27 protein-coding genes, 1 pseudogene and 1 riboswitch are annotated in these 26684 nt (G+C 72.9%); of the genes and pseudogenes, 14 read left to right on the top strand and 14 right to left on the bottom strand.

Annotated features, from left to right (window positions below; translation table 11 throughout):
* Positions 1–90: 90 nt before the first annotated feature.
* Positions 91–1239, bottom strand: coding sequence for a glycosyltransferase (locus ABD126_RS16725; RefSeq protein WP_343934770.1), 1149 nt, complete (start codon positions 1237–1239; stop codon positions 91–93).
* A 79-nt stretch (positions 1240–1318) separates the two neighbouring features.
* Positions 1319–1789, bottom strand: a complete 471-nt coding sequence (locus tag ABD126_RS16720) for a MarR family winged helix-turn-helix transcriptional regulator (protein WP_343934769.1) — start codon at positions 1787–1789, stop codon at positions 1319–1321.
* 76 nt (positions 1790–1865) lie between these two features.
* On the opposite strand from ABD126_RS16720, the gene ABD126_RS16715 reads away from it, so the two are divergent.
* Together ABD126_RS16715 and ABD126_RS16710 are read left to right on the top strand one after the other, a co-directional pair.
* A complete protein-coding gene (locus ABD126_RS16715) occupies positions 1866–3866 on the top strand; it encodes an MMPL family transporter (protein ID WP_343934768.1) in 2001 nt (666 codons plus the stop codon).
* A gap of 273 nt (positions 3867–4139) precedes the next feature.
* Positions 4140–4790 carry a LysM peptidoglycan-binding domain-containing protein gene (locus ABD126_RS16710; protein WP_343934767.1) on the top strand — a complete coding sequence of 217 codons (651 nt, stop codon included), beginning with the start codon at positions 4140–4142 and terminating at the stop codon, positions 4788–4790.
* Between the two features lie 43 nt (positions 4791–4833).
* On the opposite strand, the gene ABD126_RS16705 is transcribed toward ABD126_RS16710, so the two are convergent.
* Positions 4834–5616, bottom strand: a complete 783-nt coding sequence (locus ABD126_RS16705) for an AraC family transcriptional regulator (protein WP_343934766.1) — start codon at positions 5614–5616, stop codon at positions 4834–4836.
* Between the two features lie 67 nt (positions 5617–5683).
* Here ABD126_RS16705 and ABD126_RS16700 point away from each other — a divergent pair, with 67 nt between their 5' ends.
* The gene (locus ABD126_RS16700; protein WP_343934765.1) at positions 5684–6103 is read left to right on the top strand and encodes a DUF2000 family protein; all 420 of its coding nucleotides are present in this window, start codon (positions 5684–5686) and stop codon (positions 6101–6103) included.
* On the opposite strand, the gene ABD126_RS16695 is transcribed toward ABD126_RS16700, so the two are convergent.
* Positions 6100–6741 (bottom strand): hypothetical protein, encoded by a 642-nt coding sequence (locus tag ABD126_RS16695; RefSeq protein WP_343934764.1) that lies wholly within the window; start codon positions 6739–6741, stop codon positions 6100–6102. The genes ABD126_RS16700 and ABD126_RS16695 overlap by 4 nt on opposite strands.
* A 171-nt stretch (positions 6742–6912) precedes the next feature.
* On the opposite strand from ABD126_RS16695, the gene ABD126_RS16690 reads away from it, so the two are divergent.
* Entirely contained in the window at positions 6913–7953 is a 1041-nt protein-coding gene (locus ABD126_RS16690) for a VanZ family protein (protein ID WP_343934763.1), read from the top strand.
* 57 nt (positions 7954–8010) lie between these two features.
* Here ABD126_RS16690 and ABD126_RS16685 read toward each other — a convergent pair whose 3' ends face one another.
* Positions 8011–9186: an FAD-dependent oxidoreductase gene (locus ABD126_RS16685; protein ID WP_343934762.1), complete on the bottom strand. Its 1176-nt coding sequence runs from the start codon at positions 9184–9186 to the stop codon at positions 8011–8013.
* Positions 9183–9785 (bottom strand): PadR family transcriptional regulator, encoded by a 603-nt coding sequence (locus ABD126_RS16680; RefSeq protein WP_343934761.1) that lies wholly within the window; start codon positions 9783–9785, stop codon positions 9183–9185. The genes ABD126_RS16685 and ABD126_RS16680 overlap by 4 nt, the downstream gene beginning before the upstream one ends.
* Positions 9786–9963: 178 nt before the next feature.
* On the opposite strand from ABD126_RS16680, the gene ABD126_RS16675 reads away from it, so the two are divergent.
* Positions 9964–10587, top strand: coding sequence for an O-methyltransferase (locus ABD126_RS16675; protein ID WP_343934760.1), 624 nt, complete (start codon positions 9964–9966; stop codon positions 10585–10587).
* 110 nt (positions 10588–10697) lie between these two features.
* Positions 10698–12272, top strand: coding sequence for an acyl-CoA carboxylase subunit beta (locus tag ABD126_RS16670; RefSeq protein WP_425542834.1), 1575 nt, complete (start codon positions 10698–10700; stop codon positions 12270–12272).
* A 10-nt stretch (positions 12273–12282) separates the two neighbouring features.
* On the opposite strand, the gene ABD126_RS16665 is transcribed toward ABD126_RS16670, so the two are convergent.
* Positions 12283–13419: an MFS transporter gene (locus ABD126_RS16665; RefSeq protein WP_343934759.1), complete on the bottom strand. Its 1137-nt coding sequence runs from the start codon at positions 13417–13419 to the stop codon at positions 12283–12285.
* On the opposite strand from ABD126_RS16665, the gene ABD126_RS16660 reads away from it, so the two are divergent.
* Positions 13418–13570 carry a hypothetical protein gene (locus tag ABD126_RS16660; protein WP_343934758.1) on the top strand — a complete coding sequence of 51 codons (153 nt, stop codon included), beginning with the start codon at positions 13418–13420 and terminating at the stop codon, positions 13568–13570. The two genes, ABD126_RS16665 and ABD126_RS16660, sit on opposite strands and share 2 nt — an antisense overlap.
* Here ABD126_RS16660 and ABD126_RS16655 read toward each other — a convergent pair.
* On the bottom strand, positions 13567–14226 hold the full coding sequence (locus ABD126_RS16655) for a hypothetical protein (protein WP_343934757.1): 660 nt from the start codon (positions 14224–14226) through the stop codon (positions 13567–13569). The two genes, ABD126_RS16660 and ABD126_RS16655, sit on opposite strands and share 4 nt — an antisense overlap.
* A 12-nt stretch (positions 14227–14238) precedes the next feature.
* The gene (locus ABD126_RS16650) at positions 14239–15051 is read right to left on the bottom strand and encodes a hypothetical protein (RefSeq protein ID WP_343934756.1); all 813 of its coding nucleotides are present in this window, start codon (positions 15049–15051) and stop codon (positions 14239–14241) included.
* 126 nt (positions 15052–15177) lie between these two features.
* A riboswitch (ZMP/ZTP riboswitch) is annotated at positions 15178–15265 on the top strand.
* 17 nt (positions 15266–15282) lie between these two features.
* On the opposite strand from ABD126_RS16650, the gene ABD126_RS16645 reads away from it, so the two are divergent.
* A complete protein-coding gene (locus tag ABD126_RS16645) occupies positions 15283–16548 on the top strand; it encodes a serine hydroxymethyltransferase (protein ID WP_343934755.1) in 1266 nt (421 codons plus the stop codon).
* Between the two features lie 110 nt (positions 16549–16658).
* On the opposite strand, the gene pip is transcribed toward ABD126_RS16645, so the two are convergent.
* From pip to ABD126_RS16630, 3 genes and pseudogenes are all read right to left on the bottom strand, one after another.
* On the bottom strand, positions 16659–17576 hold the full coding sequence (gene pip, locus ABD126_RS16640; protein ID WP_343934754.1) for a prolyl aminopeptidase: 918 nt from the start codon (positions 17574–17576) through the stop codon (positions 16659–16661).
* 227 nt (positions 17577–17803) lie between these two features.
* A pseudogene (locus ABD126_RS38810) lies at positions 17804–17926 on the bottom strand (NADP oxidoreductase); the annotation flags it as partial.
* Between the two features lie 384 nt (positions 17927–18310).
* Positions 18311–18583 (bottom strand): early set domain-containing protein, encoded by a 273-nt coding sequence (locus ABD126_RS16630; protein WP_343934752.1) that lies wholly within the window; start codon positions 18581–18583, stop codon positions 18311–18313.
* A 112-nt stretch (positions 18584–18695) separates the two neighbouring features.
* Between ABD126_RS16630 and ABD126_RS16625 the strand changes: the two genes are divergently transcribed.
* The 4 genes from ABD126_RS16625 (at position 18696) to ABD126_RS16610 (ending at position 22557) form a co-directional block, all read left to right on the top strand.
* Positions 18696–19523, top strand: a complete 828-nt coding sequence (locus tag ABD126_RS16625) for an ankyrin repeat domain-containing protein (protein ID WP_343934751.1) — start codon at positions 18696–18698, stop codon at positions 19521–19523.
* Positions 19524–19620: 97 nt separating this feature from the next.
* Complete coding sequence (locus tag ABD126_RS16620; protein ID WP_343934750.1) at positions 19621–20223, top strand: TetR/AcrR family transcriptional regulator; 603 nt, start codon at positions 19621–19623, stop codon at positions 20221–20223.
* 21 nt (positions 20224–20244) lie between these two features.
* On the top strand, positions 20245–21801 hold the full coding sequence (locus ABD126_RS16615; protein ID WP_343934749.1) for an MDR family MFS transporter: 1557 nt from the start codon (positions 20245–20247) through the stop codon (positions 21799–21801).
* A gap of 165 nt (positions 21802–21966) precedes the next feature.
* Positions 21967–22557, top strand: a complete 591-nt coding sequence (locus tag ABD126_RS16610; protein WP_343934748.1) for a TetR/AcrR family transcriptional regulator — start codon at positions 21967–21969, stop codon at positions 22555–22557.
* 9 nt (positions 22558–22566) lie between these two features.
* Here the strand turns inward: ABD126_RS16610 and ABD126_RS16605 are convergent, their stop codons facing one another.
* Both ABD126_RS16605 and ABD126_RS16600 read right to left on the bottom strand, forming a co-directional pair.
* Positions 22567–23823, bottom strand: a complete 1257-nt coding sequence (locus ABD126_RS16605) for a cytochrome P450 (RefSeq protein ID WP_343934747.1) — start codon at positions 23821–23823, stop codon at positions 22567–22569.
* A 96-nt stretch (positions 23824–23919) separates the two neighbouring features.
* Positions 23920–24480 (bottom strand): TetR/AcrR family transcriptional regulator, encoded by a 561-nt coding sequence (locus ABD126_RS16600; protein ID WP_343934746.1) that lies wholly within the window; start codon positions 24478–24480, stop codon positions 23920–23922.
* Between the two features lie 89 nt (positions 24481–24569).
* Here ABD126_RS16600 and ABD126_RS16595 point away from each other — a divergent pair, with 89 nt between their 5' ends.
* Positions 24570–25013 carry a MarR family winged helix-turn-helix transcriptional regulator gene (locus ABD126_RS16595; RefSeq protein ID WP_343934745.1) on the top strand — a complete coding sequence of 148 codons (444 nt, stop codon included), beginning with the start codon at positions 24570–24572 and terminating at the stop codon, positions 25011–25013.
* Entirely contained in the window at positions 25010–26563 is a 1554-nt protein-coding gene (locus ABD126_RS16590) for an MDR family MFS transporter (RefSeq protein ID WP_425542833.1), read from the top strand. Before ABD126_RS16595 ends, ABD126_RS16590 begins: the two co-directional genes overlap by 4 nt.
* The last annotated feature ends 121 nt before the right edge of the window (positions 26564–26684 follow it).

Here is a 26684-nt window from a genome sequence, read left to right as displayed (position 1 = left end):
GGGAGAACGCGGGCCGGAGGAATCCGTGCCCGCGTCCACTCGATCAACACGCGGCGAAGACCAAGCACCCCAAGAGCCGCGTGGTCAGGCTCAACGCACGTGGTCGGAAAGCGAGGCCGCCACCTCGGCCGGCGACGGCATCGCCGCGACCTCGGCGGCGATCGCCCGCCCGGCCTCCCGGACCGCCGGGTCGGACAGCAGCGCGCGGGCGTGCTCGGTCACCGCCTCGGCGGTCACGGCGTCGCCGAGCAGTCGCGCGCCCAGGCCGTGCTCCGCCACGACCTCGGCGTTGCTGAACTGGTCCGCGCCCTGCGGCAGGAGCAACTGCGGCACGCCGGAGGCGAAGGAGCCCAACGTCGTGCCGCTGCCGCCGTGGTGCACCACGAGGTCCGTGTGCGGCAACAGCTCCGCCTGCGGCACCCACGGCAGCACGGTCACGTGGTCCGGCACGTCGCCCAGCGCCGACACCTCGACCGTCGGCCCGGCCGCGACGAGCACGCGCGTGCCCTCCAGCGCCGCCAGGCCGGCGATCGCGGCCCGCAGGACGTCCGCGTGGCCGAACGCCGTGCCCAGCGTCAGGTACACCAACGGCCGCTCGTGCGCCACGACCCAGTCCGGCAGCTCACCGGGTTCCGCGAACGGCACCGGCCGCAGCGGGATCGTGTCGTGCGCCGCGAGGAACGCCTTGACCTGCACCGACGGCGGGCAGATGTCGAGGTACGGGTTGCCCAGCGGCATGGGGTTGTCGGCCGGGACCTCGACGCCCAGCTCGCCGGCGAACCCGTGCAGCGAGTCGAGCACGAACGGGAGTTCGTCCGAGTCCCACATCCGCCCGAAGCCGTGGCAGACCGCCGGGACGCCCGCGGTCCGGGCCGCCAGCCCCGCGCCGGGGTTGCCCAGCTCGTGGACGACCAGGTCGGGCCGCCACCGCTCGATGAACGGCGCGAGGTCGGCGTGGAACCGGCGCGGCAGGGTGGAGCCGAACACCTCGGCGATGAGCTGGGGTTCGGCCTGGCCTGCTTGCTGCGGCGACCCGTGCCGCGCCACCACCTCGCCGAACGCCTCCCGCATGTCCATGCCGGCGGCGAAGTGCTCCAGGCCCAGCCGCGTGATCGTGTCGGCGAAGGCCGCGGTGGTGGCGAAGGTGACGTCGTGGCCGTGCTCGCGGGCCGCGACCGCCAGCGGTAGCAAGGGATAGGTGTGACCGTGCGAGCCGAGGCTCGAAAAGAGGATCTTCACCGGTTCGATCGTAACCACTTTTTCGCCGCCCGGTGAATTCGCTGGGTGAGGCCACCGCCACACCGGGTGGGACGGCAGCTCAGCCGTCGGTGGGGGAGCCGGCGATCTCCCCGCGCACGGCCACCGTCGCGTCGATGCTCGCGGTCAGGAAGCGGGCGATGGTGGCCTTCTCCTCGTCGCTGAACGACTCCCACGCCGCCGTGTACGCGCCGCTGAGCGGGGCGAAGAAGCGGCGGCCCAGGTCCAGGGCCTTGTCGTTGACCCGCAGTTCGACCTTGCGCCGGTCGGTGGTGCTGCGGGCGCGCTGGACGTGGCCGGAGGACTCCAGGCGGTCCAGGACGGAGGTGGTCGCGGACGCGCTCAGGTGCATGGCCCCGGCCAGCCTGCTCGGCGACAGCGGGGTGCCGCGCCGGTCGGCGTCCATGATCAGCACCAGCGCGTTCATGTCCGTGCGGTGCAGGCCGTGCCACTCGCCGAACAGCCCGACGAAGTGGTCCGACTCGACGACGAGCTGCCTGAGGAGCCGCACCAGGGTCGTGTTGTCGGCCATCCGCCCTCCGGTTACTATTTCGACCATCGAACTATCCGACGATCGAATCACAAGTACTGCCGGAGGTCATTCTCCCGTGCGCGCCCGTTGGGTCGTCCCCGCCCTGATCGCCGTCGCCTGGCTCGCCCTGGGCGGCTTCTCCGGCCCGTTCACCGGCAAGTTGAGCGAGGTCGCGGTCAACGACAGCACCGCGTTCCTGCCCGCCTCCGCGGAGGCCACCGAAGTCGCCGAGCAGGTCAAGCGGTTCGGCGACCAGACCAGCCTGCCCGCCATTGTGGTGGCCGAACGCCCATCCGGCATGACGGAGGCCGACCGCGCCTACCTGGGCGGCATCGCCTACCCGGGCCAGGCGTCACCGGTCCTCCCGTCCCGCCAGGACGACCAGGCCGCCCAGGTCGTGGTCGCGATCGACGCCGCCGACCCGGCCGAGGCCGTCGAGGACCTGCGGGCCGCGCTGGCCGACCCGCCCGACGGGCTGACCGTCCTGGTCACCGGCCCGGCCGCGCAGATCGCCGACCTCAAGGAGGCCTTCGGCGGCATCGACGGGTTGCTGCTCCTGGTCGCCGGGGCCGTCGTCGCGGCGATCCTCGTGCTGGTCTACCGGAGCCCGCTGCTGCCGCTGGTGGTGCTGGTGTCCGGGGTGATGGCGCTGGGCGTCGCGAGCCTGGCCGTGTACCTGTTGGCCGACAACGACGTCCTCGACCTCAACGGCCAGAGCCAGGGCATCCTGTTCATCCTGGTGTTCGGCGCGGCCACGGACTACGCGTTGCTGCTGGTCTCCCGCTACCGCGAGGAGCTGCGCGACACCGAGGACCGGTTCGCGGCCATGCGGACGGCGTGGCGGGCGACGATCGAGCCGATCGCGGCGTCCGCGGGCACCGTCGTGCTCGGCGTGCTGTGCCTGCTGTTCAGCGACCTGAACTCCAACAAGGGGTTGGGGCCGGTCGCGGCCATCGGCATCGGCGCGGCGCTGCTGGCGTCGGTGACGTTCCTGCCCGCGGTGCTGGTGCTGCTGGGCCGGGCGGCGTTCTGGCCGCGCCGCCCGGTGCTGGGCTCGCCGCACCCCGAGGCGGGCGGGGTCTGGGCGCGGGTGGCGCGCCTGGTCGGCGCCCGGCCGCGGCTGACGTGGGTGGTCACCACGCTGGTCCTGCTGGCCGGGGTGGCGTTCGTGCCGCAGCTCAAGGCGTCCGGGACGGCGCAGTCGGACGTGTTCCTCACCGACGTGGAGTCCGTGGCGGGCCAGGAGGTGCTGTCGCGGCACTTCCCCGGCGGCAGCGGGTCGCCCGCGATCGTGTTGGCCAAGGCCGGGTCCGCCGCCGAGGTCGCCGCCGCGGCGAAGGTGGCCGGGGTGTCCACTGTGGAGCAGCGCGGCGAGGTCGACGGGCTGGTGCGGCTGGACGTGGTGTTGAAGGACCCCGCCGACTCCGAGGCGGCGCTGGAAACCGTGCAACGGCTGCGCACGGCCGTGCGGGAAGTGCCGTCCGCGGAGGCGAAGGTCGGTGGGCCGACCGCGACCCAGCTCGACACGCGGGACACGTCCGAGCGGGACCGGCTGGTCATCATCCCGATCGTGCTGCTGGTGATCTTCCTGGTGTTGGCGTTGCTGCTGCGGTCGTTGTTGGCGCCGTTGCTGCTCATCGCCACCGTGGTGCTGTCCTTCGGCGCGACGATGGGCGTGTCGGCGTTGGTGTTCAACGGTTTGTTCGACTTCCCGGGCGCGGACCCGGTGGTGCCGTTGTTCGGGTTCGTCTTCCTGGTGGCGCTGGGCATCGACTACAACATCTTCCTGATGACCCGGGTGCGCGAGGAGACGCGGGCGCTGGGGTCCGCGCGGGAGGGCGTGTTGCGCGGGCTGACCATCACCGGTGGGGTGATCACCTCCGCGGGTGTCGTGCTGGCGGCGACGTTCGCGGCGCTGGCCGTGCTGCCGATCCTGTTCCTGGCCCAGATCGCGTTCATCGTGGCGTTCGGGGTGTTGCTGGACACGATCATCGTGCGGTCGCTGCTGGTGCCGGCGCTCGCGGTGGACCTCGGCGCGCGGATCTGGTGGCCGTCACGCATTTCCCGACCGGATTAACGCGTTACCGCTGGAGATCACCGTTTCGAGTGGACTTGACGCGTGGCGAGGCTTGTGACGCCGGTCTCGCCGCGCCGTTCCGGCCGCCTGTTCCTATGGTCCGCTCGTGACCGGTCCGAGACCGGGCACGGGTACGACCGGGCGGCCGGGCGCCACGCTCCGTCCACCGCGCCACCCGGAGGCGAATTCCCTCACGGAAGGTCGAGCCGTGGGACGGAGGGTCGGGCGTCCTGTGTGGACGCGCCGGTGCGGCGCAGCGGTGCGGCGACGTTCATGTCTGATCACGCGAGCACTTACGGGAGCGGCACGACCCACCACCTCGGCCGGGCAGCGCTGCTGACCGCCGCCACCGCCTGCCTGATCGGGCTGGGCGGCGGCGTCGCGGCGGCGAACCCCGGTCTGGACTGGGACGCCGTGGCGCGCTGCGAGTCCGGCGGCGACTGGTCGATCAACACCGGCAACGGGTACTACGGCGGTCTCCAGTTCACCCCGGGCACGTGGGCGGCCAACGGCGGCACCGGCATGCCGCACAACGCCACTCGTGAAGAGCAGATCCGCGTCGCGGAGAACGTCCTCCGCACCCAGGGACCGGGCGCGTGGCCCACCTGCGCCGGCCGCCGGTCCGCCCCGGTCCGCACGACGCCACCGCGCACCGGCAACCGCCAGGGCGCCGTCCGCACCGTGCCCGCCGCACCCGTGGCGCCGGCCCGACCACCGTCCACGGACAACCCCGCGGGCGACTACACGATCCAGGCGGGCGACACGCTCGCGGCGATCGCCGAGCGCAAGGACGTCAAGGGGGGTTGGGAGGCCCTGGTGGCGCTCAACCCGAGCCACCTGACCAACCCGGACCTCATCATGCCGGGCCACCGCATCAAGACCCGGCAGGCGGAACCCGCGACCCGCAACCTGCGCGTCCGCTGACCTGAGCGCGGGCCGCTCGGGACTCCTCCCGGGCGGCCCGCGCTCAGCGGGCGAACCGACCCGGCGGGACGCCGACCAGGCGCTTGAAGTGGCGGGTCAGGTGCGATTGGTCGTAGAAGCCCGCCGCCGTCGCCGCCTCCGCCGCGGGCACGCCCGCCAGCAGCAGGCGTCGGGCGAGGTCCACCCGGCGGCCGGTCAGGTACTGGTGCGGCGCGATCCCGTACTCGCGGCTGAACGTCCGCACCAGGTGGGCCGGGTTCGCGCCGAGCACCGCGGCGGCGGAGGCCAACGTCAGTCCTGATCGGACGTTCGCGTCGAGGAGCCCCCGCAGGCGCTTGGCCAGCGGGCGGTCGCGGCGGGTGACGGGCTCGGTCCGGCTCAGGTGGTGGGCCAGGCGGGTCGTGATCAGGGACAGGCGGGACTCGGCTTCCAGCGGCTCGGTCCGGCGGGTGAGGGTCTCGTGCAGTTGGTGGACGCGGCGGCGCAGGAGGGGGTCGGGCAGGGCCGGGTGGTCCGCGGCCCGGCCGGCCAGGGCCGCGTCCAGGACGGTGGTGTCGAGGTAGAGCACCCGCTTGCGGAAGCCGTGCGGGGTCGCCGACCGGCCGTCGTGGGGGACGTGCGGCGGGAGCAGGGTCACCAGCGGGCGGATCGCGCCGTGCTCCTGGCGGTCCAGGGCGAAGCGGACCGCGCCGTCGTCGATCAGGAGCAGCGTCCACGCGTCGTGGGTGTGCATCGGGTAGGCGTGGTCGGGGAAGTGGGCGTGGAAGACCTCGGCCAGGCCCGCCACGGGTGGCCGCCACGCCGTGACCTCCGGGTTCGCCGACACGCCCTCAACGTACCCGCGTCAAGAACGTACAAGACCGGGCGGCGGGCCACCGGCGAGGCTCGGCGGCGTGGAAGCTCCCCGGTTCGACACCAAGATCGCCGTCCTGCTGCGCGACGACCTCCGGCCGTGGCAGGCCCTGAACGTCTGCGCCTTCCTGTCCGGCGCGCTCGCCGCCGCCCGGCCCGACCTGGTCGGCGAGCCCTACGCCGACGCCAACGGCACCCCCTACCTGGCGATGTTCGGCCAGCCGGTGCTGGTCTTCGCGGGTGGCAAGGAAGTCCTGACCGCCGCCCACGCGCGGGCGGTGGCGCGGGAGCTGCCGATCGCCGTGTTCACCTCGGACCTGTTCGGCACCGGCAACGACCGGGACAACCGGGCGGCGGTGCGGGCCGTGCCGCGCGACCAACTGGACCTGGTCGGGTTGGCCGTGCACGCGGGGCGCAACGTGGTCGACAAGGTGCTCAAGGGCGCGCGGATGCACCCCTAGCCGGCGGCGGGCAGGCGGCTGAGGACCAGTTCGGCGAGGGACTGGGCGCTCGCACACGCGTTGGCGGTCGGGTTCCCGGGTCGGAGCACGAGGGTCAACACGGCGCGCTTGTCGGTGTCGTCCACGGGCTTGCGCAGCGCGGCGCGCAGCAGGCACAGCCCGTCCCAGCCGCGGCGGCGGGCGGGGTGGCCTGCGATCGCGCCCTGTTCCTCGCCGAGCCACGAGTCGGCGCCGCCGACCTGCACGATCACCGTGTCGACGGGTCGGCCCCGCTCGTCCAGGGTGTCGCCGACCTGCCAGACGCACCGCTGCCCCGGCTGCGACTCGACGGTCCGCGCGTAGGGAGTGCTTGCAGCGGTGACGATCTCCGGCTCGGTGAGCAGGGCGCACACGTCGCCGTCGGTGAAGTGGCGGGGCGTCTCGGGGGCGAGGTCGGCGAGGTTGACCTGTGTGCGCTGGGGCAGCGGCAGTTCCGTCCACCCGGCTCGCACGGTGGGGGAGGGCGGTGGCGGTGCGGGCGGGGCGGTGGTGCAGGCGGTGAGGGCGAGGGCCGCCAGCGTCACCGCCCTCCGCCGGGTTCGCGTGCCCACGGCGGGTCGCGAGCGGGTGGGTAAGTCGGTGTCGCTGCGGCGCATCACGCGCGGATGGTAGGGCAGCGCCCGGCTCGCGGGAGGCGGTTCGCCCGGTCGCGGCGGGCGGTTGTTTCCGGTTGCGGGGGGCGTGGGGGTGTGGTGACGTTCGGGCGCGTGCCGGGCGGCGGGAAGGCGTGGTGGCGTTCGGGCGCGTGCCGGGCGGCGGGAGGGTGTGGCTTGTCGGTCAGGGTCAGCGAGTCGATCATCGCGGTTCTGCTGTTCGCCCTGGTCGTGCCCCTGGTCGCGTTGCCCTGGGTCGCCTGGCAGTACCGGCGCGTCGGCCGCCTGCGCGGGTGGTCGGCATTCGTGGCCGCCGCCGGGGTCCTCTACGGCTGCGGCCTGGTCGCGTTCACGCTGTTCCCGCTGCCCACCATCACGCCGGACTTCTGCGGCGACCGCGCCCTCCACGACTACTGGCAGACCACGCCGTTCGAATCCCTGAACGACATCGCCCGCGACGGCCGCGCCGCCCTCGCCCAGGTCCTGCTCAACGTCGTCCTCTTCGTCCCCCTGGGCTTCCTGCTGCGCTACCGCTTCGCCAAGGGCCTCGCCGCCGCCACCCTGATCGGCCTGGCCACCTCGCTGGCCGTCGAGACCATCCAGGGCACGGCGGTCCTGGGCCTCTACCCGTGCCCCTACCGCCTGGCCGACGTGGACGACCTCCTGACCAACACCGCCGGCACCGTCGTCGGCTGGCTGGTCGCCCAGGCGGTCCACCGGGCCCTGCCGAGAGCGGTCCCCGACCCCGTGGCCGACCTCGACCCGCCCGGCCTGGCCCGGCGCGGGTTCGCGTTCGCCGGCGACCTGCTGGTCATCTGGCTGGTGCAAAGCGCGATCCGGGTCACGGTCGGCCTGGCGGGCTCGCTGGACGTCGCCACGAGCCGCTGGTTCGGCGTGGTGGTGGTCGTGCTCGTGGTGGGCGTGTGCGCGTTGGTCGTGCCGCTCACCCGCGCCGACCGGGCAACCCCGGGACAGATCGCCTTCCACCTCGCCGTCGAAGGCGACCGCGCCGCGGTCCTCCGGCGGTTCGCGGTGTGGTGGCTGCCGGTGCTGGTGCTCCTGGCGTTCGACCGCGCGGACCTCGTCCTGCTCCTGGCCGCAGTCGTCGGGCTCGCCGCCCGGCTGCGGCACGACCGGCGCAGCCTCGTGGGCCTCGCCTCACGCACCCGCACGACCACGCGCAGCGCTCGCACCAGCACCGACAGGGTGACCGTGTAACCGGACGCCACGCCACCGTCGCACGACCCCGGTACCCGTGCGTCGACTGTGCGCTTCCTATGCGGTCGTCAGTGGCTCGTCCCACTCGATCCGGTGCTCAAACTGCCAGGTGAACTTGGACGGCTTCGCGAACTTCACCGCCACCGGCATGATCAGGTCGCGCAGCACGCGCGCCACCGGCCCGGCCGCCTTGTCCTGGTTGGTCCGCGCGGCCAGGGCGATGATGCGTTCCACGCGGTCCCGCCGCAGCCGCTCGTAGGCCGCGAACGCCTCCGGGTGGGGCAGGTCGCGCAGGCACCGCGCCAGTTCCACGGCGCTCTCGAACGCCAGCGACGCCCCCTGCCCGGAACTGGGGGACGTGGCGTGCGCCGCGTCGCCGATCAGCACCATCCGGCCCCGGCTCCACCTCGGCACGGACCGGATGTCCTCCAACGGCCCGGTGATCACCAGGTCCTCCGGCGCGGTCCGCGCCAGCATCGGCAGCACCGGCACCCGGTCGTCGGCGAAGACCTCCCGGAACCGCCGCAGCCACTCGGCGGCGCCCACCGCGCGGGCCTCGGCGACCGTCATGGGGATCTTGCTCGGCAGGTTCACGAACCACCCGCCGGAGGAGTCGTCCATGACCTGGTAGCCGAAGAACGCCCGCTTCCCGAACGCCAGGTACATCCGCCCGCCGGTGGACGGCAGCCCCGTGTCCGCCACCCGACCGCCGAACCCGAGCAGCCCGACGTAGCGGGGGCGCGGCGCGGCCGGGTCGATCACCCCGCGCACGGTGGACCGGATGCCGTCCGCGCCGACCAGCAGGTCGCCGCGCGCCGTCGACCCGTCCGCGAACCGCGCCACCACCCCGTCGTCGGTGGAGGACGCGTCCACCAGCCGCTTGCCCAGCACGAACTCCACGCCGCGCGCCAGCGCCTCCTCGCGCAGCACCCGGTACAGCTCGTCGCGCCACACCATGAGCTGCGGCGGGTCGCTGGCGAACGCGCCCAGCGTCTTGCCCGTCCAGCTCTGCATGGCCATGGACGTGATGGGCGTGCCGATCGCCCGCACCGCGTCGTCCAGCCCGACCACGCTCAACGCCTGCAACCCGTTGGGCGCGATGCCCAGGCCGCCGCCGACCCCCTCCGCCGTGCGCGGGTACGCCTCGTAGACGGTCGCGTCGATCCCCGCCCGCCGCAGCGCCAACGCGGCCACCGGGCCGCCGATGCCGCCGCCCACCACCAGCACGTTCATGTCCCCTCCAGGTTCTGGTGGAAACCGGCCCACACGGGTCCCCAGCCGGTCTCCGGGTCCTCGATCCGGTCGATGAAGCCCTCGACGAACGCCACCTCGGCGTCCAGCAGGGCGATCCGGTACTCCTCCTCGACCAGGAAGAGCGGGTGCACGCCGGCGGCCCCGTCGACCAGCGCGCGGATCTCCGCCCGCTGCTCGGCCAGCCGCGCGAGCCGGTCGCGCAGCAGCGGCACGACCTCGTCCGGCGGCAGCGCCCCGATCAGCGACAGGGCGGCGACGAAGTGCGGGTACTCGTGCCGCGGCTCGGCCACCAGGTCCCGCAGCCAGTCGCGCAGCTCGGCCCGCCCCTCGGGGGTCAGCGCGTAGACGGTGCGCTCGGGGCGCTGGCCGTCCCGGACGGTCTCCCGCGGGGCGATGAACCCGGCCTTCTCCAGCTGCCCGACGACCATGTAGAGCGAGCCGTGGGTGAACTTGATGCTGCGGTCGTCCCCGTGCTCGCGCAGCATGCGGCTCAGCTCGTAGGGGTGCGCGGGCTGCCTGACCAGGTAGCTCAGCACCGCCAGGGCCAGCAGGTTGCCGACCTTGCGCTTGCTCGCCATCCGTCCTCCTATAGTCAGGATCAACTATCCAGCTTCGACTAGTCAGTGTCAACTATTCATCGCGGCGCGAGGTTCGGCGGGCGCGTTTCGCGTGTCGGACGGAAATCCGCGCACGCCCTTGCCGCCGCTCCGGCCGGTCGCCCAAGCTGCGGTCCCCGGCGACGAAAGCGAGACGCCCGTGCAGCGGACCAGCGCGCTCGAACAGCTCCTGTGGGACGTCTACGGCCACGTGCGCGACGGCGGCGCGCCGATCACCGAGGGGTTCGCGAGCCTGGCCGAGGTCGAGTACCTGGCCGACCTCGCCCGCACCGCCGGCGCGCGGACCGTCGCCGAGATCGGGTTCAACATCGGGTTCTCCGCGATCGCGTTCCTGGAGAGCTCGCCGGAGGCCCGGGTGGTGTCCTTCGAGCTGGACCAGCGGCGGTCGGTCGCGCTGGCCAAGGAGTTCGTGGACGTCCGCTACCCCGGGCGGCACGAGCTGGTCGTCGGCGACTCGACCGCCACCGTGCCCGCGTACGGCGGGGCGCGGCCGGACCTGGTGTTCGTCGACGGCGGGCACACCTTCGAGATCGCCTACGCCGACGTCGTCAACGCCCGCCGCCTGGCCCGGCCCGGCGCGCTGGTCGTGGTGGACGACGTGATCCCCTGGTACCCGTGGGGCGTCGGCCCGCACCGCGCGTGGACGGCGGCGGTCGAGGAGGGCCTGGTCGAACCGGTCGAGCTGCACGTGGACGGACGCCGCGTCGAGGTCGTGGCCGAACCGGGGGACCGGGCGTGGGCGACCGGGCGGTTCACCCGGTAGGCCGGGGTCGGCACGGGTTCCCCGGCCACCCGGAGTGGGGGTGGGTAGGGGTTTTCCCGCTCCGCGGACCCGATGCAGGGTGGAGTGGCCCGCGGAGCGAAAGGCGTCGAATGAGCATCTCCGAAATGGACTTCCGGCCCGCCGTCCGGCCGACCCCGCCGCCGCGGTCCATGCGGTCGCTGCGGGACCGGCGCGACGAGCTGACCACCCGCGTGGCGCTGGGCAACCAGGACTCCGTGCGGCGCCAGCGCAAGCTCGGCAAGCGGACCGCGCGCGAGCGGCTGGAGCTGCTGCTGGACGAGGGGTCGTTCGTCGAGGTCGAGATGTTCCGGCGGGGCACCACGGGCGCGCACACCGACGGTGTCGTGGCGGGGTCCGGCACGGTCGACGGGCGGCGGATCTTCGTCTACGCGCAGGACTTCACCATCTCGGGCGGTTCGCTGGGCGCGGCGCACGCGGAGAAGATCCACAAGGTTGTGGACCTGGCGCTGGCCACCGGCTCGCCGATCGTCTCGGTCAACGACAGCGGCGGCGCCCGCATCCAGGAAGGGGTCATGGCGCTGCACGGCTACGGCGGGATCTTCCGCCGGCAGGTCGAGGCGTCCGGGATCGTGCCGCAGATCGCCGTCGTGCTGGGGCCGTGCGCGGGCGGTGCGGCGTACTCGCCGGCGTTGGCGGACTTCACGTTCATGGTGCGCGACACCGCGCAGATGTACCTGACCGGGCCGGACGTGGTCGCGGCCGTGAGCGGCGAGCGGGTGACGCACAACCAGCTCGGCGGCGCGGACGTGCACGGGTCGTTGTCCGGGGTGGCGTCGTTCGTGCACGACGACGAGGAGAGCTGCCTGGCCGACGTCCGCTACCTGCTGTCCCTGTTGCCCTCCAACAACATGGAGCCGCCGCCCGCGTTCGGTCGTTCGTCCGGTGACGACCTGCGGCCCGCGTTGCCGGACCTGGTCCCGGTCGAGCCGAACCAGCCCTACGACATCCGGGGCGTGGTCGCGGAGGTCGTGGACGACGGGGATTTCCTGGAGGTCCACGAGGGGTGGGCGGGCAACGTCGTGTGCGCGTTGGCGCGGATGGGCGGCGAGGTCGTCGGGGTGGTCGGCAACCAGCCGCTGGTGCTGGCCGGGGTGCTGGACACGGCGGCGTCGCAGAAGGCGGCGCGGTTCGTGCGGTTCTGCGACGCGTTCAACATCCCGCTGGTGACGCTGGTGGACGTGCCGGGGTTCCTGCCGGGCACCGACCAGGAGTACGGCGGGGCGATCCGGCACGGCGCGAAGCTGTTGTACGCCTACTGCGAGGCGTCCGTGCCGCGCGTGCAGGTGATCCTGCGCAAGGCCTACGGCGGCGCGTACATCGTGATGGACTCGCGGTCGATCGGCTGCGACCTGTCGCTGGCCTGGCCCACCAACGAGATCGCCGTGATGGGGGCGGAGGCGGCGGTGAACGTCGTCCACCGCAAGGAGTTGGCCGCTTCCGCCGACCCGGACGCGTTGCGGGCGGCCCTGATGGTGGAGTACGCGGAGGAGCTGGTGCACCCGTACTACGCGGCCGAACGAGGCTTGGTGGACGACGTGATCGACCCGGCCCAAACGCGGGCCGCCGTGCTGCGCGGCCTGGCCATGCTGCGCGACAAACGCCGCCGCACACCCGCGCGCAAGCACGGCAACGTGCCCCTGTGAACCGCGCTGCTCAGCGAGGAGCCGTCTTCTTGATCGCCACCACGGCCAGCGCCGCGACGCCACCACCGAGCAGCATCACGGCGGACGGCGAGGCGTGGTCGAGCACTGCTCCGCCGGCCAGCGCGCCGACCCCGATGGTGGCTTGGAAGGACGCGGTGAACAGGACGGAAGCGGCTTCGGGCGCGTCCGGGACCGCCTTCGTGAACAGCACCTGCGAGCACACGGGCACCGCTCCGTAGGCCAGGCCCCAGACGACGAGCAGCGCCACCGCGCCCGCGTCCCACCGACCCAGGAAGGGCAGCAGCGCGGTGGAGGCGGCGAGCAGGGTGGCGGCCGGGCCGAACCCGTGCCTACCGACGAGGAAGTTGCCGACGACGCCGGCCGTGCCGTAGAGCAGCAGCACCGCGGTGACCGCCGTCCCGCTCAGACCGGTGACCTGCTCCAGGAACGGCCTCACGTAGGTGTAGGCGCCGAAGTGCGCCAGCACCACCAGGAAGGTCACCAGCAGCGCCGCTCGGGTGCCGTGGCCGCGCAGGGACGTCCGCAGCACACGCAGGTCCGTGGCTCGAACCGGCGGCAGCGGCGGCAGCACCACGGGCAACGCGACCAGGACGACGGCCGACAACACCGCCACGACCGCGAACGCGACCCGCCACCCGGCCAACTCGCCGAGCAGCGTGCCCGCCGGCACCCCGAGCACCGAACCCAGCGGCACGGCGGAGAAGATGACCGCGGTGGCCCGAGGACCCGATCCGGGCACCAGCCGAGCCCCCAGCCCGGCCCCGATGGACCAGAACCCGCCGATGACCACCCCGACGACCACCCGCGCGACCAGCAGCACCCGGTAGTCGGGGGCCAACGCCGTGACGACGTTGGCCAGGGTGAGCAGGGCCATCAAGGCGCACAACATGATCCGCCGGTCGACGCGCGCGGTGACGACGGTGACCACGGGCGCGGCCACGGCGGCGAGGAAGCCGGGCATGGTCATCAGCAGCCCCGCGGTGCCGTCCGAGACCGCGAAACTGCCCCCGATCGAGGTCAGCAGACCGATCGGCAGGATCTCGGTGGTGACGATGGCGAAGATCCCCGTGGCGACGGAAACGACCGCGCACCAACGTTTCCACTGACCGACTGGGGTTGTGCTCATGACCGGCATGGCCCCGAGTCCACCAGCCGGGCGGGCCGGGTGCCGGCAGGAAGCCGACAAGGCGGACCACCGTCCCCGGCGGACCGGCGGCACGTGCCCGCCGCGGGTGGACGAGCCGGGGGTGGCCCGGCTCGTCCACGCCGTCACCTAGAACGGCTGGTTCGCGAAGCCCTTGCGGGCGGCGGCGGAGAGGAAGGCCTGCCAGACCGACGTGGTCGTGTGCGGGTCGCCCGTGATGCCCAGGCGGGACTTGGCGGTGTTGAAGGCGTTCTGGGTGTTGGTGCCCCAGATGCCGTCCACCACCAGGCCGGAGCTCATGAAGTTGTTGCACAGCGCCTGCACGAACTTCGTGTCCGACTCCGAGCTCTTCACGCACCGCACCGGCAGGCCGCCGAAGTCGGAGTGGATGTGGTCGGCGTGGTCGGCGTTGTACCAGCCGTCCAGGGCGTAGCGGAACCGCCTGCGGCACACCGCGTCCACCGCCAGGTAACGCCGGCGGGTGGCCAGCGTGGTGGACGCGTGGTGGCGGTCCAGCGGGGACGAGACCTGGCCGCCCGACCACCGCACGTAGTCCAGGTCCATGGCCGTGCCCGCGCCGTGCTGGCCCGGCTTGTTCACGTAGAACCCGGCCGACACCAGGTAGGTGATGCTGCCGTAGGCCGAGGACAGCGACCGCAGGTCGCGGATCCACAGCACCAGGCTGTCGTAGAACCCCTGCGTGGCCTGCCAGTTGCGCAACGTCGTGTTGCCGCGGTCGGAGCGCCAGTAGTAGACCGGGGTGCCGTCGATCCGGCTGAACGTGATCACCAGTGGGCTCCCTCAGATCGCGGTGGTCAGGAGTCGGCCGCCGGACAGCCACGCGGAACGCGCGCCGGTCACGCCGAGGGCCTTGGCGTCGGCGGGCACCGCCGCCGGGGACGGGGACCCGCCGACCACGCCGGTCAGCGGCGCGGAGCCGGCGATCTCGTTGCCGAACCACCGCACGGCGCCGGACGTGGCCACCAGGCCGCGCACGGCGACGCCCTCGACCCGCGGCAGCTCGCTCCACGCCACCCCGTCGGCCGAGGTGTGCACGCGGGTGCCGGCGGAGTCCACCGACGCGCACACGAACCCGCCGGGCGTCGTGGCGAGCGCGGAGGCGAGCAGGCCGTCGGCCAGGCCGCGCACCGGCGTGGTGGTCCAGCCCGAAGCCGTGCGCCGGACGGCCACCCGGACCTCGGCGGCGCGCTCGTGGCGCACCACCGACCCCAGCGCCAGGGTCCCGGTCACGGCGGTGAACTCCGACCGCGTCCCGTGCAGGCGGCGGGCCTCGTGCCAGGTCACGCCGTCGGTGGAGGTCCACAGCGCGGCGACCGGGTCGCCGGCCAGCGACCCGGCGGCGACCAGCCGCGTGCCGTCGTCGGCCAGGTCCACCAGGTCGGCGTTGTCCAGGCCGGTGGTGATGCGCACCGAACCGTTGTCGCCGAGCAGCGCCCAGCGGCCGTCGATGCGTGCGAGAGTCACGGGCGTTCCGCCCAGCGAGGCGGCCCCGGTGGCGTGCGCCGGCGGGGCGGCGGCGTGGGCGGTCCCGACGGACGTGGCGGCCACGGCCGTCACGGCGGCGCCGAGCACGAACGTGCGTCGATCGAGCACGTCAGCTCCTTTCGGAGGGGCAGGGAAAAACTCTGACGTGGTACGTTTTCTGTTAGAACTTTTCCGACGCAGTATGTAATCACGCCTACACGTCCGGCAATACCCCTAACAGGCGGCGCTAGGATGAACAGCGTTCGCGACTGGCGTGCCGAGGGTGGGATCGACCACCGGGGAGCGAAGAGCCGAGAGAGCACCGCGCGCCTGGGTGCCCGGCAGTCGCTGGAGGCTGTCGTGCACGAACCCGCCATCCCCGCGCTGACCCAGGCCGACCCCGAGGTCGCCCGCCTGGTGCAGGCCGAGGCGCGTCGCCAGTTCGAGAAGATCCGGCTGATCGCGTCGGAGAACTACGTGTCCCGGGCGGTCCTGGAGGCCACCGGGACGGTGCTGACCAACAAGTACTCCGAGGGCTACGCCGGCCGGCGCTACTACGAGGGCCAGCAGGTCGTGGACCCGGTGGAGACGCTGGCCGTCGAGCGCGCCAAGGCGGTCTTCGGCGTCGAGCACGCCAACGTCCAGCCCTACTCCGGCTCGCCCGCGAACCTGGCCGTCTACCTGGCGTTCATGGAGCCCGGCGACACCGTGATGGGCCTGGCGCTGCCCTCCGGCGGGCACCTGACCCACGGCTGGGGCGTGTCCGCGACCGGCAAGTGGTTCCGCAGCGTGCAGTACGGCGTGCGCAAGGAGACCGGCCGGGTGGACCTGGACGAGGCCCGCGACCTGGCGCGCCGGGAGCGCCCGAAGGTGATCTTCTGCGGCGGCACGGCCATCCCGCGCACCATCGACTTCCCGGCGTTCGCGGAGATCGCCCGCGAGGTGGGCGCGGTGCTGGTCGCCGACATCGCGCACATCGCGGGCCTGATCGCGGGCGGCGCCCACCCGTCGCCGGTCGGCCACGCCCAGGTGATCACGACGACCACCCACAAGACCCTGCGCGGTCCGCGCGGCGCGATGATCCTGTCCGACGCCGAGCACGCCAAGGCCGTGGACAAGGCCGTGTTCCCCGGCCTGCAGGGCGGTCCGCACAACCACACGACCGCGGCGATCGCGGTGGCGCTGGGGGAGGCGGCGACGCCCGAGTTCGGCACCTACGCGCACAACGTGGTCGCCAACGCCAAGGCGCTGGCGGCGGCCCTGCTCCAGCGCGGGTTCGACCTGGTGTCCGGCGGCACGGACAACCACCTGATCCTGCTGGACCTGACCAACAAGGCCATCGGCGGCAAGCCCGCGGCCAAGGCGTTGGACCGGGCGGGCATCGAGGCCAACTACAACACCGTGCCGTTCGACCCGCGCAAGCCGTTCGACCCGTCGGGTGTGCGACTGGGCACCGCCGCGATCACCACCCGCGGGCTGGGGCCGGACCACATGCCGCAGGTGGCGGCGTGGATCGAGGCGGCCGTGCAGGCGGCGGGGGACGAGGCGACGCTGGACCGGATCGCGGCGGAGGTGGCCGAGCTGATGGCGGCCCACCCGATGCCGGGCTGGTCGCCGGCGGTCTAGAGCGCCGGCGACCAGGCGGTCTCGACCGCCGGCGACCAGACGGCCGACGCAGTTGCCCGGCTCGGGCGCGGGCCGGTTGTCAGCGGAACCGCTCGGGCGCGGGCCGGGTGTCAGCGGAACCGGTCGGTGGCGGCGACCCTGGCTTCCGCCATGCCGGCACTGCCGCCGTGCGCGGTGTCGCGGATCAGGACGAGTTCCGCGTCCGGCCAGGCCCGGGTGAGCAGCCACGGCGTGCCGACCAGGTTGCCCAGGTCCAGCTCGCCCTGCACGAGCACGCCCGGGATGCCGGCCAGGCGGTCGGCGTTGGCCAGCACGTACCCGTCGGGGATGAACGAGCCGTTCGACCAGTAGTGCGTGACCAGGCGCGCGAACGCGAGGCGGTACTCCGGCGGGTCCATGCGCGGGTCGTTGGGCGTCAGCGGGAGCATCGCGTCCTCCCAAGCGCACCACTCGTCGGCCGCCCGTTGCCGTACCGCCGGGTCGTGCAGGAGCTTCGCGTAGGCCGCGCACAGGTCGTCCGGGTCGCCGGCGAAGGCGCGGAAGCGGGCGTGGGCCTGCGGGAACATCGCCCCCAGGCCGGTCACCAGCAGGTCCACCTCCTCCTGCCGGCCGGTCGCCACGCCCGCCATCACGATCTCGGACACCCGCTCCGGGTGGCGCACCGCGTAGGTCAGGCCGAGCACCGAACCCCACGACGCGCCGAACAGCAGCCACCGATCGATGCCGAGGAACTCGCGCAGCCGTTCCATGTCCGCGATCAGGTGGTCGGTGGTGTTGGTGGACAGGTCGACCACCGGCGCGCCCGCGTGCGGCGTGGACCGCCCGCAGCCGCGCTGGTCGAACAGGACCACCCGGTACGCGGCCGGGTCGAAGTAGCGCCGGGCGTTGGTCGTGCACCCGGACCCGGGGCCGCCGTGCAGCACGACGGCGGGTTTGCCGTCGGGGTTGCCGCACACCTCCCAGTACACGAGGTGTCCGTCGCCGACGTCCAGCACGCCGTGGTCGTAGGGCTCGATCTCCGGGTACACGCCAACCCCCTCGCCAGATACAACAGTGCTGTTACATTAGCCCACGCTCGCCTCCGCCGTGGGGAACATCCCCCGCACGTCCTGCCCGGCGCCGACCCAGACGCCGATGGCGAACGCGGCCGTGGCCTCCAGCAGCGCGGCGCGGTCCAGCCCGCTTCGGCGATGGAGTTCGTGCGATCGACCACCACCTTGCCGCGCGCGTCCCCGACCGCCTCGGCCGCCGCTCGCGCCGGCACGGCGACCAGCACGACGTCCCCGAACGCGACGGCCTCGCGCAGTTCCCCGGCCCGCGCCCCGATCCCCTCGGCCAACGCCGCCGCCTTCTGCCGCGACCGCCCGCCGACCGGCACGTCGTGCCCGCGAACCGCCCTGGGGGAGAGCCTGTTGGGCCCGATCGACGCGATGGGCCGCTGGGGCCTGGACCACGGCCACGAGGTCGCCCTGCCCGACGACTGACGAACCGGCCGGCCGCCGAGCGGGATCGTGAGGCCGCTCGCCCGCCGGGCCGGGGTGCGCCCGAACGGGCGCTCGCCGCCGGGCCGAAGCGCTCGCCGAAGGGTTCGGGTTGTCCGCCCAGGCGCTCGCCCGCCGGGCCGGGGTGCTCACCGCCGGGTCCGGTTGCCCGCTCGCCCGCCGACCCGCTCGCGCTACCCGTTCCCGCTCTTCGATTCCCGCTCTTCGGTTTCCGCTCGGCGGCGGCCCGCTCGTGTCGTGTCGGTTGGTCGGTCGGTCGGTCAGATGGTGATCGCGCTGTCGCCGTCGAGGCGCTGGGCGTGGTCGTCGTCGAACCAGTGGCCGTCGGGGCCCAGGTAGCGGAAGCGGTGCGTGCCCGGCGGCAGGATCACCGTCACCGTGCGCGTGCCGTCGCGGCGGGGGACCAGTTCGTGGATGCCGGGTGTCCAATTGTTGAACGATCCCACGACGCTGACCGGGCCGTCGGGGTCGTCCACCGGGAGCGAGAAGGTCACCCGGCGTTTCGGTCCGAACAAGCGCGTGCTGCGGAGCATCGTCCTCCCTCGCGGGTCGATCTTGCCGAGCCTGGCGGCACTCTAGCGTTCCGGCGTGACGCCGGTGTTTCAAGTGGACGGTCACACGGACGAGTGGCCTACGATCGGGCGAATGGGGACGACGGACGAAGACGCCTTCTACCACGCCTGCGAGACTGCGGGCACCGCGCTGCTGGAGGCGCACTACCGGCCCGGCTTCGAGCGCGTGGTCAACCACAAGCTCGACTTCGAGGACGCCGTGGGCCTGCGGTGGTTCCTCGACCGGGGCGTGGACGTCGACGAGTGCCGCTGCCTGCACCACGCGATCGTGCGCGGCCGGGGCACGCGCGTCCTGACCATGCTGCTCGACGCCGGCGCGGATGTGAACCTGGCGTGGGACCGCTGGGACGTCGGCCGTCGCCCGCTGGCCCTGGCCGCCCGCGCGGGTCACCTGGAGGCGTACGAACTCCTGCTCTCCCTGGGTGCCACCGCCGACCTGGACGACGTGGACCGGGCGGTGCTGGCCGTGGCGCGCGGCGAGTCGGTGTCGCTGCCGCGCGCCCAGCCCCCGGCCCTGGGTCTGCCGGAGGGCGACGACTACGGCTGGATCCTCGGCCAGTTCGCGGGCCTGGGTCGCACGGCGGTCGTGGAAGCGTTGCTGGACAACGGAATGGACGTGGACACCCGCGGCTGGAGCAACTTCACCCCGCTCGACCAGGCAGCCATGAACGGCCGCGTCGACACGGTCCGACTCCTCGTCGCGCGGGGCGCGGACCTGACGGACAAGGCGTTCGACGAGGACGGCCCGACGCCGTTGGATTGTGCGATCTGGGGATCGTTGAACAATCGAACGGACGACGGCGACTACCCGGCCACGGTGGCGCTGCTCCGGCAAGCCGGCGCGCCGACCCGACACGCCATCCCGACCGGTGACCCGGAGGTCGACGCCCTGTTGGCCTGACCCGAGCCGCGCGCGACGAGGTCCGCGAGAGCGGCATCACAAAGCTGCACGTGCTGCAAACTTGCAGTGCGTGCAGCTTCCTTCGTACTCTGTTCGAGTGAAGAGCGAGCCGGGCCTGCGGGACCGCAAGAAGCGGCAGACCCGGGACGCGCTCTGCCGGGTCGCCGTCACCCTCGCCGCCGAGCGCGGGATCGAGCACGTGACCGTCGAGGACATCAGCGCCGGGGCCGGCGTCTCGCCGCGCACGTTCTTCAACTACTTCGCCGGCAAGGAGGAAGCCGTCGTCGGGCCCGACCCCGAGGCGGCGGCGCGGATCCGGGACCGGGTCGTCGCGCACCCGCCGCACGACAGCGCCGTCGAGGCGGTCAAGGCCGCCCTGCTCGCCGAGGTCGCCGAGAACCTCGCCGACGACCGCGACCTGTGGCTGTTGCGCATGCGGGTGGTGCAGCAGAACCCCGTCCTGCTCGTGCGGGCCTTCGCCGGCGGTGAGGACGTCGAGCGGCGGTTGGCCGACGGGATCGCCGAGCGGGTCGGGGTGGCGTCGGACGCGCTCTACCCGGCGTTGCTGGCCGCCGCCGCGGGGGCCGCGTTCCGGGTCGCGGTCGCCCGCTGGTCCACAGTGGACGAACCGTTGGAACACGTGCTGGTCGAAGCCCTGGACCTGCTCGCCGCCGGGCTGGCCGACCCGCCACGAACCTAGAGAATCCGAAGAGGGGGAAAGATGTCCGCTGAGACGACCGAAGCAGTCGGGAGTGCGGGGGACACGAAGCGCAAGGACGTCGTGCAGGCCATGTCGGGCCTCATGCTCGGCATGTTCATGGCCATCCTGGCGTCCACCATCGTGTCCAACGCGCTGCCGCGCATCATCGCCGACCTGCACGGGTCGCAGTCCGTCTACACCTGGGTCGTCACCACCGAACTCCTGGCGATGACCGCGACCGTCCCGCTGTGGGGCAAGCTCGCCGACCTCTACAGCCGCAAGCTGCTCATCCAGTTGTCCCTGGGCATGTTCGTGGTCGGCTCGCTGATCGCGGGCTTCTCGCCCAACGTCGAGGTGCTCATCGCGAGCCGCGTCGTGCAGGGCCTGGGCGCGGGTGGCATGACGGCGCTGGCGACCATCGTGATGGCGGCCATGATCCCGCCGCGCGACATGGGCAAGTACGCGGGCCTGTTCGGCGCGGTGTTCGGCGTCGGCACGGTCGCCGGGCCGCTGATCGGCGGCGTCATGGTGGACACGTCGTGGCTGGGCTGGCGCTGGTGCTTCTTCATCGGCGTGCCGTTCACCCTGGCGTCGATCTTCCTGCTCCAGCGAACCCTGCACCTGCCGGTGGTCCGCCAGGAGGTCAAGATCGACTGGGCGGGTGCGGCGCTGATCGTGTCCGGCGTCTCGACGCTGCTGGTGTGGACGACGCTGGCGGGCAACCAGTTCGAGTGGCTGTCCGGCTGGTCCGCGCTGATGGTGGTCGGCGGCCTGGTGCTGCTGGCGCTGGCGGTGTGGGTGGAGTCGCGGGCGGCGGACCCGATCGTGCCGATGTCGATCTTCGCCAACCGCACGGTCGCGCTGACCACCCTGGCCAGCGCGCTGGTCGGCGTGGCGATGTTCGGCGGCACGGTGTTCCTGTCCCAGTACTTCCAGATCGGCCTGGGCAAGACGCCCACGCAGGCCGGCCTGATGAGCCTGCCGCTGATCTTCGGCCTGCTGGTGTCCTCGACCGTCGCCGGCGGCCTGATCACCAAGTGGGGCCGCTGGAAGGCGTTCCTGGTGGCGGGCGGTGTCGTCATGGTCGGCGGCATGCTGCTGTTGGCCACCATCGACGCGCGGACCAGCGTGTTCATGGTGTCGGTGCACATGGCCGTGCTCGGTGTCGGCGTCGGCATGCTGATGCAGAACCTGGTGCTGGTCGCCCAGAACGACGTGCCCGCCAAGGACCTGGGCGCGACCACGTCCACCCTGACGTTCTTCCGCTCGCTGGGCGGCGCGATCGGCGTCAGCGTGCTGGGCGCGGTGCTGGCCAACCGGGTGACCACCCTGTCGGCGGAGAAGTTCGGGCCGATCCCGGGCGGCGCGTCCAACGAGGTGCCCGACCTGTCCAAGCTGCCCGCCGAGGCCCTGGCGATCGTCCAGGACATCTACGCCACCGCGACGGCCGAGCTGTTCCTCATCGGTGCGCCCATCGCGGTGCTGGCCCTGCTGGCGGTGCTGTTCATCAAGGAGAAGCCGCTGAAGACCCAGAGCGGCGACGAGCGGCTCGCGGCGGAGCTGGCCGCCGGCCACTGAGCCGGGCACCGGGCAGGTCGCCGGGGCACAGAGCGGGCCGCCGGCCAGCGAACCGGTCGCCGGCCACCGAACCCGGTCGCCGGGCACCGGACTGGTCGCCGGCCACCGAACCGGTCGCCGGCCGCTGAGCCGCACGGCGTTGACCAGCGGTCTAAGTTGTTCGCCATGACCCGACCTGCTGGACTGCGGGAACGCAAGAAGCTCGCGACCCGTACCGCGCTGGCCGACGCCGCGCTCCGGCTCTGCCTGGAGCGCGGCGTCGACGGCGTGACGGTCGAGCAGGTCGCCCACGAGGCCGGGGTGTCCCTGCGGACCTTCTTCAACTACTTCTCCTCGAAGGAGGAGGCGGTCGTCGCGGGTGACGTGGCGACGGCCGAGGCCTTCGTGCGGGCGTTCGCCGAACGGCCGGCCGACGAACCGGTGCTGGAGGCCCTGCGCCGGGCGCTGGTGGCCATCCTGCCCGAGCACGTGGACCGGGCGAAGCTGGAGCAGCTGCGCCTCCTGCGCCGCACGCCCACCCTCCTGCCCGCCCAGCTCGCGGCCTTCCACGCCCAGGAACGGGCGCTCGCGGGCGTGGTCGGCGAACGGGTCGGCCTGGACCCGGCCACCGACCTCTACCCGATGGTGTTCGCCGCCACGGTCATGGCCTCGGTCCGGGTGGTCGTCACGCAGTGGCTCGACACCGGCGACCGGCGCCCGCTGGCCGACCTGGTCAACACCATGATCGACCAGCTGGACGCCGGGTTCCGCCGCTGACCAGGCCGGTCAGTCCCAGGCGACCGGCAGGCTGTGCACCCCGTACACCAGCATGTCCGAGCGCAACGGCACCTCCGCCGCCGGCAGGTCCAGGCGCAGGCCCGGCAGGCGGCGCAGCAGCTCGGTGAACCCGACCGCCATCTCCACGCGCGCCAGTTGCTGGCCCAGGCACTGGTGGATGCCGTGCCCGAACGCCAGGTGCGACACCCGGCCCCGCGCCACGTCCAGCTCGCCCCGCTCGCCGTACACCCGCGGGTCGCGGTTGGCCACCGGCACGTTGACGATCACCGTCTCGTCGGCCGGGATGCGCACGCCCGCGACCTCGACCTCCTCCAGCGTGGTGCGCACCGGACCGAGGTGGACGATCGACAGGTAGCGCAGCAGCTCCTCCACCGCGCCGTCGACCAGCGACGGGTCCGAGCGCAGCTTCTCCAGCTCCTCCGGGTGCTCCAGCAGCGCGAACGTGCCCAGCGCGAGCATGTTCGCGGTGGTCTCGTGGCCGGCGATGAGCAGCAGCAGCGAGATGCCCACCAACTCGTCGTCGGTCAGCTCGGGGGCGGCGGTGATCAGGCCGGACAGCAGGTCGTCGGTCGGCTCGGCCCGCTTGGACCGCACCAGTCCCCGCATGAACGCCCGCAGCTCGTCGGAGGCCTTCACGACCTCCTCGGCCGGGGCGTTCAACCGCAGCAGGGTGCTCGAACGCTCCTGGAACTGGGCGCGGTCGGCGTAGGCGACGCCCAGGAGTTCGCAGATCACCAACGACGGCACCGGCAGGGCGAACGCCGGCACCAGGTCCGCCCGGTTGCCGGCGGCGACCATGGCGTCCAGGTGCTCGGTGACGATCTCCTGCACGCGCGGGGTCAGCTGGCGCATCCGCCGCACGGTGAACTGGCCGGTGAGCAGCCGCCGGTAGCGGGTGTGCTCCGGGGCGTCCATGGTGATGAAGTTGCCCGCCCGCACCGCCGGGTCGGTCATCCGCGCGCGCAGCGCCTCGGGCAGTTTGCGCAGCACGCGCTCGCTGCGGAAGCGGTCGGAGCTGAACCGGGCGTCGGCCAGCACGGCTCGCGCCTCTTCGTGGCCGGTGATCAACCACGCGGTGTCGCCGTCGCCCATGGTCACCTGGTGCACCGGGCCCCGCGTGCCCAAGTCGGTGAGCCGGGTGGACGGGTCGAACGGGCAGCCGGGTGTGCGTTCGGTGTACTCGGTCGGCAGTCGCAGCGCCAGGCGGTCCTGGCTCGGTCCCCGGGAAACGGTGGGGCTGGTCATCCGCGAGTCCTGTTCCCGACCCGGTCCGTGATCGGGTCGTTGCTCAGGGTGTTGGTAAGCCACGGTACCGACGAACCTGCACGGCGTGCACGTTTTTTACCGCGACGCTCTTGGTGACAGGGCTTCGTCGACCCACTCGGCCAGCGTCCGGCCGGGGTGCTCCAGCCAGTGCGCGATCGCCGCGCGGATGGTGGCCAGGAAGGTCGCGGCCAGGACCCGGGACCGCAGCGGGTCCGCGCCCCGGCGGGTCGCCTCGGCGGCCAGTTCGCCCTCGACCGCCGCGAACGCCGCCACCTGGTGGGGCAGCAGGCTCGGGTGCAGGCGCAGGAGTCGGCGCTGGGCCACCCACGCCGGGTCCAGGCGGTCGCTGTCGGCCAGCAGGGTCGCCGCGCCGGCGCGGAAGGCGGTCGCGGGTGGTTCACCCTCGGGGCGGTCGCGGATCGCGTCGACCAGCGCGCGCAGGCGCAGGCGGTCGGCGTGGAAGATCGCGTCCTCCTTGCCCGCGAAGTAGTTCGAGAACGTGCGGCGGGAGACGTCGGCGGCGTCCGCGATGGCCTCGACGGTCACCCGGTCGGGGCCGTGCTCCAGTGCCAGCCGGAGGGCGGCCTCGTGCAGGGCCAGGCGGGTCGCCGCCTTCTTGCGTTCGCGGAGGTCCATCGAGATCCAGGTTACTTCCCACTGGGCAAACTTGCACAACGGGCAAGATTGATAGATGCTTGTAGTAAGCAAGCATTCGGGAGGTCGACGTGGACCCCAACGGTGAGCTGGTCGAACGGCTGCGCGCGCTGGTGCGGCTCGTGCGGCGGATCAAGCAGGAGGGCGCGGGTCACCACCCGGTCCTGCCCGCCGGCCTGGTCACGACGCTGACGCTGATCGACCGGTCGACCGGGTGCCACGCCAAGGAGCTGGCGGCGCACGCGGGCCTGGACCCGTCCACCGTCAGCCGCGCGGTCGGCACGCTCGTCGCCCACGGACTGGTGCGGCGGCGGGCGGACCCGGCCGACGGGCGGGCCAGCGTCCTGGTCGTCACCGCCGCCGGGCACGCCGTGCTGGCCCAGGCCCGCGGCTGGTACGGCGACCTGCTCTCCCGGGCGCTCGCCCACTGGGACCCGGCCGAGGTCGACGCGCTCACCGCCGCACTCGGCCGGCTCACCGCCGACGTCGAAGCAACGCTGGAGGCAAGCCGATGACGAGCACCCCGGAGCCGGTCGCGACCGCGCACCGCGCTCCCGTGCCGATGAACCACCGCCAGATCATGGAGGCGCTCAGCGGGCTGCTGCTCGTGCTGTTCGTGGCCATGCTCAGCGGCACGGTGGTGTCCACCGCGCTGCCGCAGATCATCGGCGCGCTGGACGGGTCGCAGACCCAGTACACGTGGGTCGTCACCGCGACCCTGCTCACCGCCACCGCGAGCACCCCGATCTGGGGCAAGCTCGCCGACCTGTTCGACAAGAAGACGATGGTGCAGGCCGCCATCGTCGTGTTCGCCGTCGGGTCGGTCGTCAGCGGGTTCGCCCAGTCGGCCGGGCAGCTCATCGCCGCGCGGGCGTTCCAGGGCATCGGCGTGGGCGGCCTCCAGGCGCTGGTGCAGGTGGTGATCGCGGCGATGATCCCGCCCCGCGAGCGCGGCCGGTACAACGGCTACCTCGGCGCGGTGATGGCCGTGGCGACGGTCGGCGGCCCGCTGCTGGGCGGGCTGATCGTGGACACCTCCTGGCTGGGCTGGCGGTGGTGCTTCTTCATCGGCGTGCCGGTGGCGTTGATCGCGCTGGTGGTGTTGCAGGCGACGTTGAAGGTGCCCAGCGTGCGGCGGACCGACGTGAAGATCGACTACCTGGGCGCGGGCCTGATCGCCGCCGGTGTGTCGCTGCTGCTGGTGTGGATCTCGTTCGTGGACGACTCGTTCGCCTGGATCTCGTGGCAGAGCGGAGCGATGGTCGGCGGGTCGGTGGCGCTGCTGGCGCTGGCGGTGTTCGTGGAGTCGCGGGCCGCGGAACCGGTGGTGCCGCTGGGGATCGTGCGGCAGCGGACGACCGCGCTGGCGATCCTGGCCAGCGTCGCGGTGGGCATGGCGATGTTCGGCGGCGCGGTGTTCCTGGGGCAGTACTTCCAGATCGGGCGCGGGTACACGCCCACCGAGGCCGGGTTGCTGACCATCCCGATGATGGCCGGCGTGCTGGGCACGTCCGTCGTCAGCGGGCGGCTGATCACCCGCAGCGGCCGGGTCAAGCCGTACATCGTGACCGGCGCGGTGGTGCTGGTGGCCGGGTTCGCGCTGCTGGGCGTGGTGGACCACGAGACGTCGCTGGTGTTCGTGGGCGGCGCGATGCTGCTGGTGGGCGCCGGGGTCGGCATGAGCATGCAGAACCTGGTGCTGGCGGTGCAGAACACCGTTCCGCTGCGCGACATCGGGGCGGCCAGCGCGACCGTCGCGTTCTTCCGGTCGCTGGGCGGCACGATCGGGGTGTCCGTGCTGGGCGCGGTGCTCGCGCGGGACGTGGCCGACCGGATCACCGACGGGTTGCGGCAGGCCGGCATCCCGGCGAGCGGCACGAGCGGCGGCAGCCTGAACCTCAACGCGCTGCCGGAGTCGGTGCGGCACATCGTCCGCGCGGCCTACGGCGACTCCACCGGGCACATCTTCACCATCTCGGCGTGCATCGCCGTGGTGGGCGTGGTGGCGGCGTTGCTGCTCAAGCCCATCGTGCTGCGGTCGAGCCTGGACCTGGACAAGGGGTGAGGCGGGCGGCGGGGTCCCTCCGGCCCCGCCGCCCCCGGTTCAGCGGTCGATCGATCGAGACACTGGCCGACCCCGTGTTGTTCACCAGCGCGAACCGCTTGCCCGGCCCGGACGCCGTCCA

Origin of the sequence: Saccharothrix mutabilis subsp. mutabilis (genome assembly GCF_039521145.1) — a bacterium.
GTDB lineage: Bacteria > Actinomycetota > Actinomycetes > Mycobacteriales > Pseudonocardiaceae > Actinosynnema > Actinosynnema mutabilis.
The sequence above is the reverse complement of the archived record's forward strand: the minus strand, read 5'-3'. Positions and strand labels throughout refer to the sequence as shown.

Bases quoted from the DNA above. Each gene is read 5' to 3' on its own strand.
- ABD126_RS16720 (WP_343934769.1), bottom strand. From the start codon at position 1,789: ATGGCCGACAACACGACCCTGGTGCGGCTCCTCAGGCAGCTCGTCGTC.
- ABD126_RS16710 (WP_343934767.1), top strand. From the start codon at position 4,140: ATGTCTGATCACGCGAGCACTTACGGGAGCGGCACGACCCACCACCTC.
- ABD126_RS16685 (WP_343934762.1), bottom strand. From the start codon at position 9,186: ATGAACGTGCTGGTGGTGGGCGGCGGCATCGGCGGCCCGGTGGCCGCG.
- ABD126_RS16680 (WP_343934761.1), bottom strand. From the start codon at position 9,785: ATGGCGAGCAAGCGCAAGGTCGGCAACCTGCTGGCCCTGGCGGTGCTG.
- ABD126_RS16670 (WP_425542834.1), top strand. From the start codon at position 10,698: ATGAGCATCTCCGAAATGGACTTCCGGCCCGCCGTCCGGCCGACCCCG.
- ABD126_RS16660 (WP_343934758.1), top strand. From the start codon at position 13,418: ATGACCGGCATGGCCCCGAGTCCACCAGCCGGGCGGGCCGGGTGCCGG.
- ABD126_RS16665 (WP_343934759.1), bottom strand. From the start codon at position 13,419: ATGAGCACAACCCCAGTCGGTCAGTGGAAACGTTGGTGCGCGGTCGTT.
- ABD126_RS16630 (WP_343934752.1), bottom strand. From the start codon at position 18,583: ATGCTCCGCAGCACGCGCTTGTTCGGACCGAAACGCCGGGTGACCTTC.
- ABD126_RS16625 (WP_343934751.1), top strand. From the start codon at position 18,696: ATGGGGACGACGGACGAAGACGCCTTCTACCACGCCTGCGAGACTGCG.
- ABD126_RS16615 (WP_343934749.1), top strand. From the start codon at position 20,245: ATGTCCGCTGAGACGACCGAAGCAGTCGGGAGTGCGGGGGACACGAAG.
- ABD126_RS16610 (WP_343934748.1), top strand. From the start codon at position 21,967: ATGACCCGACCTGCTGGACTGCGGGAACGCAAGAAGCTCGCGACCCGT.
- ABD126_RS16605 (WP_343934747.1), bottom strand. From the start codon at position 23,823: ATGACCAGCCCCACCGTTTCCCGGGGACCGAGCCAGGACCGCCTGGCG.
- ABD126_RS16600 (WP_343934746.1), bottom strand. From the start codon at position 24,480: ATGGACCTCCGCGAACGCAAGAAGGCGGCGACCCGCCTGGCCCTGCAC.
- ABD126_RS16590 (WP_425542833.1), top strand. From the start codon at position 25,010: ATGACGAGCACCCCGGAGCCGGTCGCGACCGCGCACCGCGCTCCCGTG.